The 14,361-nt window shown below is 47.3% G+C and carries 11 protein-coding genes, 1 pseudogene and 1 riboswitch; of the genes and pseudogenes, 7 read left to right on the forward strand and 5 right to left on the reverse strand.

Translation table 11 applies throughout. The annotated features are described in order from the left end of the window. Positions 1-33: 33 nt before the first annotated feature. Positions 34-1,848 carry an allophanate hydrolase gene (atzF, locus tag D0A37_RS19605; RefSeq protein ID WP_242716815.1) on the reverse strand — a complete coding sequence of 605 codons (1,815 nt, stop codon included), beginning with the start codon at positions 1,846-1,848 and terminating at the stop codon, positions 34-36. 33 nt (positions 1,849-1,881) lie between these two features. Further along, on the reverse strand, positions 1,882-2,022 hold the full coding sequence (locus D0A37_RS19610; RefSeq protein ID WP_242716817.1) for a hypothetical protein: 141 nt from the start codon (positions 2,020-2,022) through the stop codon (positions 1,882-1,884). Between the two features lie 439 nt (positions 2,023-2,461). After that, a riboswitch (guanidine-I (ykkC/yxkD leader) is annotated at positions 2,462-2,613 on the forward strand. Between the two features lie 143 nt (positions 2,614-2,756). On the opposite strand from D0A37_RS19610, the gene D0A37_RS19615 reads away from it, so the two are divergent. The 6 genes from D0A37_RS19615 (at position 2,757) to uca (ending at position 11,675) form a co-directional block, all read left to right on the forward strand. Continuing rightward, positions 2,757-3,824: an ABC transporter substrate-binding protein gene (locus tag D0A37_RS19615; protein ID WP_242716819.1), complete on the forward strand. Its 1,068-nt coding sequence runs from the start codon at positions 2,757-2,759 to the stop codon at positions 3,822-3,824. A 107-nt stretch (positions 3,825-3,931) separates the two neighbouring features. Then, positions 3,932-4,783, forward strand: a complete 852-nt coding sequence (locus D0A37_RS19620) for an ABC transporter permease (RefSeq protein WP_242716821.1) — start codon at positions 3,932-3,934, stop codon at positions 4,781-4,783. Positions 4,784-4,939: 156 nt separating this feature from the next. After that, a complete protein-coding gene (locus tag D0A37_RS19625) occupies positions 4,940-5,716 on the forward strand; it encodes an ABC transporter ATP-binding protein (RefSeq protein ID WP_242716822.1) in 777 nt (258 codons plus the stop codon). 441 nt (positions 5,717-6,157) lie between these two features. Next, complete coding sequence (locus D0A37_RS19630) at positions 6,158-6,889, forward strand: urea amidolyase associated protein UAAP1 (RefSeq protein ID WP_242716823.1); 732 nt, start codon at positions 6,158-6,160, stop codon at positions 6,887-6,889. Positions 6,890-6,965: 76 nt separating this feature from the next. Then, positions 6,966-7,607 carry an urea amidolyase associated protein UAAP2 gene (locus tag D0A37_RS19635; protein WP_242716824.1) on the forward strand — a complete coding sequence of 214 codons (642 nt, stop codon included), beginning with the start codon at positions 6,966-6,968 and terminating at the stop codon, positions 7,605-7,607. Positions 7,608-8,057: 450 nt separating this feature from the next. Continuing rightward, the gene (gene uca / locus D0A37_RS19640) at positions 8,058-11,675 is read left to right on the forward strand and encodes an urea carboxylase (RefSeq protein WP_242716825.1); all 3,618 of its coding nucleotides are present in this window, start codon (positions 8,058-8,060) and stop codon (positions 11,673-11,675) included. Positions 11,676-11,859: 184 nt separating this feature from the next. Here uca and D0A37_RS19645 read toward each other — a convergent pair whose 3' ends face one another. Continuing rightward, positions 11,860-12,423: an IS630 family transposase gene (locus D0A37_RS19645; RefSeq protein ID WP_242715923.1), complete on the reverse strand. Its 564-nt coding sequence runs from the start codon at positions 12,421-12,423 to the stop codon at positions 11,860-11,862. Then, positions 12,423-12,806, reverse strand: coding sequence for a helix-turn-helix domain-containing protein (locus D0A37_RS19650; protein WP_242715925.1), 384 nt, complete (start codon positions 12,804-12,806; stop codon positions 12,423-12,425). The genes D0A37_RS19645 and D0A37_RS19650 overlap by 1 nt, the downstream gene beginning before the upstream one ends. A 279-nt stretch (positions 12,807-13,085) precedes the next feature. Between D0A37_RS19650 and D0A37_RS29530 the strand changes: the two are divergent. Continuing rightward, positions 13,086-13,160: pseudogene (locus D0A37_RS29530) on the forward strand (hypothetical protein); the annotation flags it as partial. Positions 13,161-13,204: 44 nt separating this feature from the next. Here D0A37_RS29530 and D0A37_RS19655 read toward each other — a convergent pair. Next, positions 13,205-13,993, reverse strand: a complete 789-nt coding sequence (locus D0A37_RS19655) for a class II glutamine amidotransferase (RefSeq protein ID WP_242716826.1) — start codon at positions 13,991-13,993, stop codon at positions 13,205-13,207. Between the last annotated feature and the right edge of the window lie 368 nt (positions 13,994-14,361).

A 14,361-nucleotide genomic window follows, 5' to 3' on the forward strand; every position in this document is an offset into this window, starting at 1 on the left:
AAGATGGGTAGAAATTTGCAATTCTAACTTAGCCTAAAACCGGAAGCTATAAGCTCGCCAACCGCCGAGATGAGAAATATCGATCGCATCCGCCACAGCATAAGATTCGCACAAAAAGCCCTGCACCGGGGAGCCGTCCTCCAACACCAGCGTACCAATTCCCAAAGGCGGGGGAATTTTAGCGACAAATCCGCCGAAAGCGGAGATCGACAACTCCCAAACTTCCACCTCGATCGCGCTACCGCCCTCTATCTGACGCACCAATCCCGGCTTGCCCAGAGCAGTACCCGTCAAAGCGTACAGCTTGTAAATCGGGCTGGTACGGCAGGCGCGAACCAAAATGCCTCCCCCCTCGATTAGTTGATAATTCAGCGGCTCACCGCTCAAATGAGCGCCAACTACGGCTATTTTGACTCGTTCTTCTGAGGAAGATTTGGCGGCGATGGCGGGTTCTGGGACGGTTGGCAGCGGTAGGTTGGTTGCGCCCATAGTTCCCCCCAAGCTAGCGTGCAAAGCAGATCCCAGGCTGCAGAGCGATAAATCGTGCCACGCAGGAGCCATCAGTGTCAATCCTGCGGGCAATCCGCTGCTTTGAAACCCGCTGGGAACTGCGATCGCACACAAATCGAGCAAATTCGCAAAATTCGTGTAGCGCCCGAGATTGGTGTTCAGCGCGATCGGCTCGGCTGCAACTTCTGCGACAGTATAAATCGTGCCTGTCGTGGGAACCGCCAACACATCCATTGACTGCCACTGAATTTCTGCCTGCTGGCGGAGTTCGGCTAACTGGTACGACGCGCGGTAAGCCGCGACGGCATCGTAGCGTTTGCCGCCGCTGATAATTTTGTAGACAATCGGATCGAGATCCTCTGGGTGCGCGTCGAGGAAATCGCCGATCGCGGCCAACCTTTCTGCTACCCAAGGGCCGCCGTAGAGCAGTTCGGCAGCATCCGCAAAGGGTTTGAAGTCAATAGGTGCGATCGTGCAGCCCAAAGATTGCAAGCGCGCGATCGCATCCCGGTAGCGCTGTTCGGCTTCTGCATTCCCGAAAAATTCGAGTTCGCCGTCTCCGGGAACTCCCACCCGCAAGCGGGATAAATCCGGCAAAACTTTCGTTTCAGGGTGACGAGAAAACGCATCCTCAGCGTCAAAACCGCTGGCTACTTGCAGCACGGAAGCTGCATCCGCACAGGTGAGAGCGAACACAGAAACGCAATCGAGCGATCGCACCGCCGGTAGCAGGCCACGAGTGCTGATCGAGCCGCAACTTGGCTTCAGTCCGACAATGTTGGTAAAAGCAGCGGGAACCCGCCCCGATCCTGCGGTATCGGTACCCAGAGCAAAACTCACCAATCCGGCCGAGACTGCTGCGGCGGAACCAGAACTCGATCCGCCCGGAATGTAGCGCGAATCGAACGGATTGCGGCAAACTCCATAAGGCGTGCGGGTTCCCACTAATCCTGTGGCAAATTGATCCATGTTTGTTTTGCCGATCGCGATCGCACCTGCCGCGCACAGGCGCTCGACGACTGCGGACGATCGCGCTGGAGTGCTAGCAAACTGTGGACATCCCGCCGTAGTCGGAACGCCCGCCCAATCGAGATTATCTTTGATCGCAAAAGGTATCCCGTAGAGTGGTAGCTGCTGCGGATCTAGGTTTTTCAAGGCTTTGGCGCGTTCGAGGGTTTCCGCCAGCGGTGCTAAATAAATCCATACCGCCGGATCTGCATAGCGTTCGATCCGATCGTACACGCTCGCGATTACATCTGCAGGCGCGATCGAGCCGGTGCGGTAGCGATCGAGCAGCGAATGAATGTCGAGACTGTTGCTGTAGTTAAATTTTTCCATAATGCACCGTCAGTCGATTTTAGATTTTAGATTTTAGATTTTCGATTGAACAATTGAGTTTACAGGCTTTGCTGGGCGATCGTTATTACTCACGCCCAGAGTACCATTCTCGCTTAACAGGCAAGATGGCTGTTCCACAAAGAGTGTATTGCTTTCTTCTTGTGGGGTGGGCATCCTGCCCGCCCATAAAAGGCTTATTGAGAATGGTGGAACATCTCAGTTCTTACAAATAGAAAGTTAGTTTACCGCATTGGCGATCGTACTCGCATCCAGTCTAGGGCTCGAACTATTTCTTGAGAAATATTTAACCCTGACCTTGCGGGTTTCGTCTTTGTGTGCAGGCAAACTTCGCGATTTCCCATCGCCCCGTCTCATTCCCCGGTTTAATCTTCCAAAAATTTTAATTTTATAAATTCCAGAAAAACCGTTTTTTGTAACATTTTACACATTTTCGCATCAAGTTTGCTGTTACCGTTTGAAACGTAGCAATCTAGTAAGATTGCAAACTACAGTATGCTTACCTTTCAAAAAGCTAAGTGCATTGCTGTTAGTGACAGTCTCGCATAACTCCTTGGGTTGCAAACAGGACTTATACAGACAAAAACCGAAAAAATTTAACCGCTTCTAGGGTTCCGATTTGAATCAGTTTCTAACTCAGCTTAGAAAGTTCAAGTGCTGGTCCGAGAGAAGCAGACTGGTTCTCCCAAGATTTTAATTTTAGGGAAACACTAGCCAGTTACACGGCGGGATAAAAGCCCGGGAGAAACGCGATCGGTCATCAAGACTCGGTTCGTTAGCTCTCGGGCTTTATCCTTGTATATCAGGGGGTTTGCGGAAGCTAAGGAAGCCAAAGAAGGTGCAAAAGCTCGATCGATATATTCACCTCTAATCAGCAACCAGAATCTGCTATGAATATCCCATATTGCTCCCCCAAAATAACGCGATCGCCCTTATCCTACTGCGCCCTATTTTTTATCACCTTGTTTTTTGCTGTCGGCTGCGTCAACCCCGCAATTTATATCAAAACCACGACAGAAACCGAAGCAGCTTCTTCAGTAAGTGCTAACGCAGTTCGCCTCGGATTCAGTGCGTGGCCCGGCTGGTTTCCTTGGCAAATTGCCAAAGAACAAAAGATATTTGAAGTCAACAATGTTCCTGTAGACTTAAAATGGTTTGACGGCTACTTAGAATCGATCAGCACCCTCACAGCAGGACAGATAGATGCTAACAGCCAAACCCTCGGCGATACAGTAAACTCTATATCAGGCGGCGCCGATCAAGTAATTGTTTTAGTCAACGACAACTCGACGGGAAATGACAAAGTGATTGTCGCCGAAGGCATCAATTCCGTTGCCGATTTAAAAGGAAAAAAAGTTGCAGCAGAGGAAGGTACAGTGGATCACTTTCTATTGCTGTTAGGGCTGAGAAAAGCAGGTTTATCAGTGCAAGATATTCAATTTGTACCGCTGGAAACCGGCCAAGCTGCGGCGGCTTTCGTCGGAGGACAAGTCGATGCGGTGGCAGTATTTGCGCCGTTTACCACCCAGGCATTAAAACGCTCGAATAGCAAGGAACTGTTTAGTTCAAAAGATTTTCCGGGGGCGATTTCCGACCATTTGGTATTCACGCGAAAGTTTATCAGCGAACACCCAGATAGAGTCCAAGCCCTGGTCAATTCATGGTTTGCAACATTGGAATACATGAAAGCAAATAAAGAGAAATCTTACGAAATTCTAGCCAACCGCGCCGGAGTTAGCGTTGAGGAATACAAAGAATATGAAAACGGTACTAAGATATTTACGATTGAGGAAAACTTGAAAGCCTTTCAACCGGGAAATGACATGACATCATTGCAGTTTGCGGCGGCAGAAATGACTAAATTCCTCGTCGATGTAAATTTAGCCAAAACCCAACCAGATATCAGCACATTATTTGACGATCGCTTTATCAAAGCTTATGCCGAAGGTAAAAGCTAGGAGGCAAAATTTACGATTTTGCAGACACAAAAAACCTAAAAAAAAATACTTTTTATAATCCCCAAAATCTACTTCAATTACTCGCTCAACTGTTCTGCCATTAAATCATGCCACCAAATCCCGAACCCCGATCGATCCAATCCCACCTCAAGCAAAAAAGCCTAAATCCCACCGTTTTCTGGCGGATTGCGGAAGAGATACCACAACCCCTCAATATTGGGTTAACGGTAACATCGATCGCACTGCCGGTGCTGCTGTGGTGGCTAGTAACAACCTTCGCCAACGTAGACCCCAAATTTTTGCCTTCCCCCGGCAAAGTTTTAGAGGCATTTGGTCGGCTGTGGAACACTCGCGAACTTTTGAAAGACACGGTAGCGAGTTTGTGGCGGGTGGGAGTGGGCTTTCTGTTCGCCTTGGTTTTTTCCATACCAATTGGCGTGCTGATGGGCAGTTTTTCCAGTATTCGTGCCTTGCTTGAACCCATGTTCGGCTTGATGCGATATATGCCCGCACCAGCATTCATTCCCCTACTAATTCTTTACTTGGGCATCGGCGAAGAACCAAAAATAATGCTGATATTTATCGGCGTCTTTTTCTTCAATTCGCTGATGGTGATGGATACGGTCAAGTTTGTTTCAAAAGACTTGATCGAAGCTACTTATATGTTGGGCGGGAATCGCTGGGAAATCCTAACTCAAGTTATTTTTCCCCACGTTTTGCCGGGAATTCTTGATGCTAGCCGCATCAACCTAGCTGCGGCTTGGCAATTGGTAATCGTTTCGGAGTTGATTGCGGCAACCGAAGGCTTAGGCCGCCGGATCAGCGTCGCAGGTCGATTTCTCCGAACCGAGGAAATTTTTGTGGGGCTGATTGTCATTGGGGCAATCGGACTGACTTTTGACTTGCTTTTTCAATATCTGCTGCGGGTTTCTTGTAAATGGTCAATTCAGAAACAGTAAGCAGATGTTGAAGGAATGGGGAAGAAGGAAGAGGGAAGAAGGCAGTGGTGTAAAATACAATTGAAACCCACGCTAGATATCGTTTTTACTCCTAAAATTTGCCGATTTTGGGAATGAAAAAATCAATTTTTTACTTACAATACAGAGGATAAACTCATGTTTCTACAAATCAACAACCTGCACAAAAACTTTGAAACGAAAAACGGTAAATTAGTTGTCCTCAAGGACATCAATATGAGCATTAAGCAAGGCGAATTTATCTGCGCGGTAGGCGCATCCGGTTCGGGCAAATCTACTCTGTTGAGGCAGATTGCGGGATTGGACAAGCCTACAACAGGGGAAGTGAAAATTGACGGCAAGGAAGTTGTTTCGCCTGGGCCGGATCGAGGTATGGTATTTCAGCATTACACTCTTTATCCTTGGATGAACGTGCAGGAAAATGCCGAGTTTGGCCTCAAACTTCAAGGCGTGTCCAAGAAAAAGCGGCGCGAACAAGCTAGCTATTATTTGAGTGTGGTAGGATTGACGCAGTTTGCTTCGTCGCTACCGAAGGAATTGTCGGGCGGGATGAAACAGCGGGTGGCGATCGCCCGCGCCCTCGCTTCTGAACCTAAAGTGTTATTAATGGATGAACCTTTCGGCGCCTTGGATATCCACACTAAAGAATCGATGCACGAATTCATGCTCGATTTGTGGCGTCGCACTCAGATTACAATCTTTATGATTACCCACGATGTCGAAGAAGCGGTGTTTCTTTCCAATCGGATTTATGCTTTGGGCGCTCGTCCCGGTACAGTGAGAAAGGAAATGTCGATTAATTTGCCCGATCGCACTCCCAGCATTAAACGGCACGCCAAATTCCACGATTACCGCGACGAGCTCATGGATTTGATGCGGCAACATGGACAAGAAGCAGTTGCAATGGCTGCTTAAATAGAAATAGGTTTGTATTTGCACTTTTTGGGCGGGCAGGATGCCCACCCCACAAGAAAACTCACTCTTTGTGGAACGGGCATCTTGCCCGTTCTTGAGAATGGTGCAAGATATAAACGGACAGGAAGCAGTTGCAATGGCTGCTTAAATAGAAATAGGTTTGTATTTGCACTTTTTGCACCCGCGCCAACAGTACAACGGCCAACCTAAGTAAGTGGAAACTTAACATCTTGCACCATTGTCAATTACCTATTTAGGCACGGGCAAGATGCCCGTTCCACAAAATTCAATATTATTGTGGAACGGGCATCTTGCCCGTTCTTGAGAATGGTGCAAGATATCAGTGGAGATAAATATTACTTTGGGAGAGGGTAAGTTTTGCCACTACAAAATACTATTGTTTTGTTTCGCTGACCCCCCCAAATACATCAAGAGGAACTTATGGTGCAACTATCATCGATCGACACAAACTCAGAAATTGATTCTGACCTCGTATTAATGCAAGAAACCGTACCAGGCGGCGCGTACTGGTCTGGAGTCGTCAAGCGGGGAAACACCCTGCGAATCACCGATTTAGAAGGCTCTCGCGGCGTTTCCATGCTGTGCTACAACGCCGACAATGCGATCGAACGTTTCAACGCAGCAGACACCGCCAAAATTCAATTCAACGCCTTTCTCAAACAAGGCATGGTGATCTACACAGACATGGGACGCATCCTATTTTCCATCACCCAAGACACATCCGGCTGTCACGATTTGCTAGGAGGATGTAGCAACGCCGTTAGCAATGCTAAAAAATACGGCGAAGGAAACTGGAAAAACTCCCGCGACAACTTCCTCAAAGCCCTAACTCGGTGGGGATTGAGCAAAAAAGATATTATGCCCAACCTCAACTTATTTACTCGCATTGCCGTCAAGCCCGACGGCACGATGGAGTTTCGCGAAGGCTGCGAAAAACCGGGGAGTTTTATCGATTTGCGAGCAGAAATGAACGTATTGACCGTTATCTCTAACTGCCCCCACATCCTGCATCCTGGGTCAATTTACGATCCAAAACCTATCCAAATTCAGATTGTGAAATCCCCCGCACCCGCACCAGACGACTTGTGCCGCACCGCCAACCCGGAAGCCGTGCGCGGGTTCACTAACACCGATGCTTTGTTCGTGCAATAAACTCGATTCCCAACTCAATCTTATCCGCATCAATCTGCGGTGAAATATTCTACAATTTCCTCACAAAAAGTGAACCATGACTGCAACTACCCAACAACTTCTCGATCCAAAAACTGCAATTTATAACGAAGTTTTACCAGCCACATATCCCTGGGCTCGTGTCATCAAAAAAGGACAGATTCTCCGCATTGTAGATTTAGGCGGAAATCAAGCAGTAGATTTTTTAGTTTACAATGCGGATGACCCTTCCGAACGCTACAGCGCCCCCGATACGATCGTCAATCAAGGCAACATCTTTGTCACTACAAACAGCAAACTCATTTCCAACGAAGGGCGAGCCATGATGACCATAATTGCTGACTCCTGCGGGCGGCACGATACCTCCGGTGGCGCCTGTAGCTGCGAGAGCAATTCGGTGCGGTTTGGGTTAGATAAAAAATACCAGCACGCCTGTGTTGAAAATTTCCTCGCCGCAATTCTTCCCCACGGTTTGGGTAAGCAAGATTTAGTCAGCAATATCAACTTCTTTATGAATGTTCCGGTTAGCGAAGATGGCACGCTTGAAATTGTTGACGGCATCTCCGATCCGGGAAGTACAGTTGATTTGCGAGCCGAAATGAACGCGCTAGTTGCTATTTCTAACTGCCCGCAAATGAACAATCCTTGCAATGCTTACAATCCTACGCCGATTCAGTTGATTGTTTGGGATTCCGTGTAAAGTAGGGTGGGCACTCCCTCCGCAATTTTTTTAGGGGCGGGCTAGAAGCCCACCCCACAAGAAAATTTAATGTTTGTGGAACAGGCATCCTGCCTGTTTTTCAGGATAGTTTTAGGGGCGGGCTAGAAGCCCACCCCACAAGAAAATTTAATGTTTGTGGAACAGGCATCCTGCCTGTTTTTCAGGATAGTTTTAGGGGCGGGCTAGAAGCCCACCCCACAAGAAAATTTAATGTTTGTGGAACAGGCATCCTGCCTGTTTTTCAGGATAGTTTTAGGGGCGGGCTAGAAGCCCACCCCACAAGAAAATTTAATGTTTGTGGAACAGGCATCCTGCCTGTTCGACCCACAAGAAAACTCACTCTTTGTGGAACAGGCATCCTGCCTGTTTTTCAGGATAGTACAAGATGTAAGCAGACACCCCTGCAATTCCCAATTACCAATTACCCCAATGTTTAACAAAGTTTTGATTGCAAATCGCGGTGAAATTGCCTGCCGAATTATCCGCACGCTCGATCGCCTCGGAATTGCTTCGGTAGCAGTATATTCTGAAGCCGACGCCCACGCCAAACACGTTTTCGCCGCCAGCGAAGCCGTTTGTATCGGTGCAGCCGCCGCAGCCGAGAGTTATTTGCGGTTCGATCGCATTCTCGAAGTTGCGCGCCAAACAAAAGCTCAAGCTATTCATCCGGGTTACGGCTTTTTGAGCGAAAATGCTGAATTTGCCGAAGCTTGTGCAAGCGAAAATATTGCATTTATCGGCCCGACTCCGACTCAGTTGCGCTGCTTTGGATTGAAGCACACCGCGCGGGAAATAGCCGCTGCAAATCAAGTGCCGCTAACTCCCGGAAGCGAACTTTTAGCAAGTTTAGAGGATGCCCAAAAAGCCGCTGGGGCGATCGGCTATCCGGTAATGCTCAAAAGTACCGCAGGCGGTGGCGGCATTGGTTTGCAGGCTTGTTTTGGCGATCCAGATTTGGCAGAAGCATTTGAAAAAGTACAGCGTTTGAGTCAAAGCAATTTTAAACAAAGCGGCGTTTTTTTAGAGAAATACATTCAAACAGCCAGGCACATTGAAGTCCAAATCTTTGGAGATGGCAAAGGAAATGTCATAGCCTTGGGCGAGCGAGATTGTTCAGTGCAGCGGCGCAATCAAAAAGTAATTGAAGAAACCCCCGCCCCTGCTATTAGCGACGAACAGCGAAATCAGTTGTACGGTGCAGCAGTGCGGCTGGGAAAAGCCGTAAATTACCAGTCAGCCGGTACTGTTGAATTTGTCTTTGATGTCGATGCGAAACAGTTTTATTTTTTGGAAGTCAACACGCGCTTGCAAGTTGAGCACGGCGTTACTGAAGCTGTCAACAACATCGACCTTGTTGAGTGGATGGTAAAACAGGCTTCGGGAGATTTGTTCCCCCTGGAAGAGTACCGCTATCGGCCGCAGGGACACTCAATTGAGGTGCGAATTTATGCGGAAGATGCCGGCAAGAATTTTCAGCCGAGTTCCGGGTTGCTGAATCAAGTTGCCTTTCCCGAAAACGTCCGCTGCGACAGTTGGATAGAAACCGGCACGGAGGTTACTCCTTTTTACGATCCGCTGCTAGCCAAAGTAATCGTTTGCGGGGATAATCGAACCCAGGCGATCGCTCAACTCAAAGCTGCTTTAGATGGCAGTGAAATAGCGGGAATTGAAACTAATTTAGATTACCTCCGCCAGATTTTGGACGATTCCAGATTCAACCGGGGCGAACTGAGCACGCGCTTTTTAAACTCTTTTGAATACGCACCTTTAACGATTGATGTATTGGATGGGGGAACCTACAGCAGCATTCAAGATTATCCGGGGCGGATTGGCTATTGGGATGTTGGCGTGCCGCCTTCTGGGCCGATGGATCATCTGGCATTTCGATCGGCAAATCGTTTAGTAGGAAATCCCGAATCGACAGCAGGATTGGAATTCACAGCGACAGGCCCAACTCTGCGCTTTAATGCCGATACAGTTATTAGTTTGACGGGTGCAACTATGAAGGGAACGCTAAACGGCGAATCGGTGCCGTTTTGGACGGCAATTCCCGTAAAAGCTGGCAGCATTCTCAAGTTAAAAGGCATTCAAGGCGGCGGCTACCGCACTTATTTAGCGGTAAAGCACGGCTTTAATGTTCCCGATTATTTGGGCAGCAAATCAACTTTTGTACTGGGCAAATTTGGCGGACACGCGGGCCGCACGCTGCGTCCGGGAGATGTGCTTAAACTGCTTCAAACTGCAACTCTGGAAGCGGAAATATCTTTGCCTTCGGAACTAATTCCCACCTACAGTAATAATTGGGAAATCGGCGTTTTGTACGGGCCTCATGGCGCGCCGGATTTCTTTACTGAGTCAGACATCGAAATGTTTTTCTCCACAGAATGGCAAGTGCATTACAACTCGACGCGGACGGGCATTCGGCTGATTGGCCCGAAGCCCACCTGGGCGCGTCAAGACGGAGGAGAAGCGGGTTTGCACCCGTCTAACATTCACGATAATGCTTACGCGATCGGCACGATCGATTTTACGGGCGATATGCCTGTAATTCTCGGTCTTGACGGCCCGAGTTTGGGAGGTTTTGTGTGTCCTGCTACTATTGTGCAGTCGGAATTGTGGAAAATCGGGCAACTGAAACCGGGGGACAGCATTCGCTTTCACTGTTTGAGTTTTGCTGAAGCTTTGCAGCGGGAATTAGCACAAGATAAGCAAATTGCTACTTTTTGTTTGCCTGTTTTTGGGAAAAATGCGGAGGAATTGCCCGCAGTTTCCGCTTCTCCAATTTTGCACGAAATTCCTGAATCTCCGGGACAGGTTGCTGTTACTTACCGTCAAGCTGGGGATAAATATATTCTAGTTGAATACGGCCCGTTGGTGCTGGATTTAAATTTGCGTTTTCGGGCGCACGCCTTGATGGAACAGTTGAAAGCAAATCCGTTGCCTGGTGTTATCGAATTAGTGCCGGGAATGCGATCGCTCCAAATTCATTTTGACAGCCGCCCGATTTCGCAACAGCAGCTCATGCAGGCGCTGATTGCGGCGGAGGCGGAACTTCCGGCGATCGAGGATTTGGAAGTGCCGGCGCGAATTGTGCACTTGCCTTTATCTTGGGAAGATGAATCGACGCTGTTGGCCATTGAAAAATATATGCAGTCTGTGCGATCGGATGCACCTTGGTGTCCCAGCAATATTGAGTTTATTCGCCGCATAAACGGGCTTGACAGCATCGAACAAGTCAGAGAAATTGTATTTAATGCTAGCTATTTAGTGATGGGTTTGGGAGACGTTTATTTAGGCGCGCCCGTCGCAACTCCCCTCGATCCGCGCCACCGTTTGGTTACTACTAAATACAATCCCGCCCGCACTTGGACTCCTGAAAATGCAGTTGGCATTGGCGGCGCGTATTTGTGCGTTTACGGGATGGAAGGGCCCGGAGGTTATCAATTTGTCGGCCGCACGGTGCAAATGTGGAATCGGTTCAAACAAACGGCGGATTTCCAGTCTGGTAAACCTTGGCTTTTGCGCTTTTTTGACCAAATCCGATTTTATCCGGTTTCTCATGAGGAATTGCACCGCTGTCGGGAAGAATTTATCGAAGGGAAGTTTCAATTAAAGGTTGAGGAAATCACTTTTAATTTGAGAGAATACAATGAGTTTTTGCATTCTATTGCGGGCAGTGCTGCTGAGTTTAAAGCGCAGCAGCAAGCCGCATTTAATGCAGAGCGCGATCGCTGGGCCGCATCCGGGGAATTTGAAGCTGAAGTGGCAGCAGAATCCTCGGCGGATGTGGGTTCTGAGACGGTGGCGGAGGTTACTTTGCCGATCGGCTGTGAGGCAGTTGTCGCTCACGTTTCGGCGAATGTTTGGCAGGTGCTGGTTAATGTTGGAGATGCGGTTGCTGAAGGCGATCGCCTGTTAATTTTGGAAGCGATGAAAATGGAAATTGCTATTACTGCTGATGTTGCCGGCACTGTTGCCCAGTTGTTTTGTGAAAAGGGGCAAACGGTGACAGCCGGACAAATTCTAGCGGCTGTTCAACCGAATTAATCCCTCTGTTGTCAGTTCGGGGACAGTAGAAGCCGTTGCATAATTGGGGGATGATTTTGATTGTTTTGTGGGATGGGATATCCTAGCCAGTCTAATGTCTTTTCACCTGAGATGTTGCACCATTCTCGCTTAACAGGCAAGATGCCTGTTCCACAAGAGATGAATTTTACAGCACTTCCGGATGTTATGAGGTACAGTAGCAGCAATTAGTAAACCAGTTTTTGAGATGTTTCGGATTAATTAAGTCAAGAGCCACAGCAATTATCGTGTCAACCATTTTAGTGCTGGTTGGTGAAAACTGTCGCAATAAAGATTTAAGTTGCGACCACCATAATTCAATCGGATTAAAATCAGGAGAGTATGGGGATAAACATAAAATAGAAGCACCCACCACGGCAATCATCGATGTAATTGAATCTACTTTATGCGCTGGTAAGTTATCCATCACTACTACGGCTCCGGGCCACAATTGTGGCACTAAACATTTCTCGATAAACACCTCAAATGCTTTGCTATCCATCGAGTTGTCCAGGGTCATTAATGCCACTACTTTCGTGAGGCTAATTGCACCAATTACTGTGACTTTCTTGCCTCGATAAAAAGGTTTGACCGCATAGGCTCTAGTTCCTCGTTGCGAACGTGCATGAGTTCTGGTTAAACCTAGCAATACTCCAGTCTCATCTAAAAATACTAGATTTTTTGGCTCGATATCCTTGACTTTTTCCCAATAGTCTAACCTTAACTTCATCACTCTTTCTGTGCCTGCTTGGCTACTCCTGACTGTTTTTTTTTACGATTTAATCCCAACTTCTGTAAGGCGCTACACATGGCTGTTCTGCCTACCCAATTTCCTGTCTTTTGGGCGAACAACTCACACAATTCTACCAAAGTTGCATCGGGATGTGTGACCACTATTTCTCTTAACTCTTGTGACGCATTATTCAAATGACTGAATCTGGGTTTACCCCTCGGTTTAGGCTGTAAATTCCCCTCTATTTTTTGTTGCTTGACAAGTTTTTGAACTAAGCTTTTACTGCAGGCAAATATTTCTGCTGTTTTTCTGATCGACAGCTTCTGCTCGACATGGGCTGCTACTATTTTGGATCGCAAATCTACTGAGTATGCTTTCATTGGTATATTATTTTTAGTCGATTCTATTGTACCTCATAACATCCGGAAGTGCTGTATTGTGAACAGGCACCTTGCCTGTTCATAAAAAGCTTATTGACAATGGTGCAAGATGTCTTTTCACGGAAGGCGGGACACGCCACAAGAATCATCCTCAAATTGTGCAACCCCCGCTCATTTAATCAAGGTTTAGCAGCAGTTACCCCTCCAAAAGGGTGGGGATACCTTAATCAAGCAGGCTAGTGGAAAAGTGCCCCCCAATTTTCGGCGGCGGGCAGTTTTTCGGAAGGCTTAGCCGCTGTCAAGCGCGATGACAAATCTGGCTTTATCAATCAAACTGGAAAGCTATTCATTTAGCAGGTTCGATGCTCTGTTTAGGCTTTAAATTTGTTTAAGTCTCGTTAACTTAACTCCAGCCGCTCAGAATTGAGCGGCAAACCATCCTCAAATACCAGCAATTCTCCCGGCTGAATTTGCGTCCAAACTTCGTTATCTGTCAGCGGAAAAGTGGCAATAACAGCCACGCGATCGTCCTCGTTGGTCAATTCTCGAAAATCGACAGTTACATCTTCGTCGATCGAGTGAGCGCTAGCAAAAGGTGCTTGTCGCACAATATAATGCAGATTAGTAGAACAGTGGGTGAACAAGTGTTCTCCATCGGAAAGTAAATAATTAAAAATTCCGTGTTGTGCTAAAGTTTTAGTAATTTCCTCTAGTACCGGGTAAATTTCCCCTAAAGCAGGCTTACTTTGAGGAAAAGTAGAGCGCAACTTTTCTAATATCAAACAAAATGCTTTTTCGCTGTCAGTTTTGCCAACCGGTTTGTAAACTCCGGCACATTCTGGATGAAAATTTTCGAGATTTCCGTTGTGAGCAAATACCCAATAACGTCCCCAAAGTTCCCGAATAAAAGGGTGGCAGTTTTCCAGAGCAATTTTGCCTTGCGTGGCTTTGCGGATGTGAGCAATGACGTTAGTTGAATGAATGGGATAGCGACGCACTACTTCTGCAACCGGAGAAGCAATCGCAGGTTTAGAGTCTATAAAAAGGCGACATCCCAAACCTTCAAAGAAAGCAATTCCCCAACCGTCTTGATGAACGTCCGTTTTGCCCCCCCTTGCAGAAAAACCCTCAAAAGAAAAGCAAATATCTGTCGGAACATTGCAGTTCATTCCCAGTAATTGGCACATAGCTTTTAAGTCTCTGGAGTGTGGATCGATCGCGCAGCTATTGGCAGCTACAGATTTGCGGTGATAATATTATAGTATTAACGGGTTAAATACACTTAATATTTGGCTTAATCAACCTTAATAATACTGAAGTTAAAAACTTGGCTAGCTAAAACAATCGATTGTGTTTCTGTCGGAACGATGTTACACGCTGACTCGCTCCCCACTTTTTACGTGCATACAGCGAGTCTAAAGTATTAGCGCTATGGAAAAAATGATATAATTTTGATTATTTTGTGACCTCGTTTGAAGGGAAATAATAACCGTCCGCAAATTCAAAAAATTTTCCTGCACCTCTGGATAAATAAAATATCATGGCTGAATAGAGG

Source organism: Microcoleus vaginatus HSN003, assembly GCF_022701255.1.
Lineage (GTDB): Bacteria > Cyanobacteriota > Cyanobacteriia > Cyanobacteriales > Microcoleaceae > Microcoleus > Microcoleus vaginatus_B.

What these genes read in the sequence shown, in the direction of transcription:
- atzF (WP_242716815.1), bottom strand. Translation starts at nt 1,848, where the DNA reads ATGGAAAAATTTAACTACAGCAACAGTCTCGACATTCATTCGCTGCTC.
- D0A37_RS19620 (WP_242716821.1), top strand. Translation starts at nt 3,932, where the DNA reads ATGCCACCAAATCCCGAACCCCGATCGATCCAATCCCACCTCAAGCAA.
- D0A37_RS19625 (WP_242716822.1), top strand. Translation starts at nt 4,940, where the DNA reads ATGTTTCTACAAATCAACAACCTGCACAAAAACTTTGAAACGAAAAAC.
- D0A37_RS19650 (WP_242715925.1), bottom strand. Translation starts at nt 12,806, where the DNA reads ATGAAAGCATACTCAGTAGATTTGCGATCCAAAATAGTAGCAGCCCAT.
- D0A37_RS19655 (WP_242716826.1), bottom strand. Translation starts at nt 13,993, where the DNA reads ATGTGCCAATTACTGGGAATGAACTGCAATGTTCCGACAGATATTTGC.
- D0A37_RS19630 (WP_242716823.1), top strand. Translation starts at nt 6,158, where the DNA reads ATGGTGCAACTATCATCGATCGACACAAACTCAGAAATTGATTCTGAC.
- D0A37_RS19635 (WP_242716824.1), top strand. Translation starts at nt 6,966, where the DNA reads ATGACTGCAACTACCCAACAACTTCTCGATCCAAAAACTGCAATTTAT.
- D0A37_RS19610 (WP_242716817.1), bottom strand. Translation starts at nt 2,022, where the DNA reads ATGCCCACCCCACAAGAAGAAAGCAATACACTCTTTGTGGAACAGCCA.
- D0A37_RS19645 (WP_242715923.1), bottom strand. Translation starts at nt 12,423, where the DNA reads ATGAAGTTAAGGTTAGACTATTGGGAAAAAGTCAAGGATATCGAGCCA.
- uca (WP_242716825.1), top strand. Translation starts at nt 8,058, where the DNA reads ATGTTTAACAAAGTTTTGATTGCAAATCGCGGTGAAATTGCCTGCCGA.
- D0A37_RS19615 (WP_242716819.1), top strand. Translation starts at nt 2,757, where the DNA reads ATGAATATCCCATATTGCTCCCCCAAAATAACGCGATCGCCCTTATCC.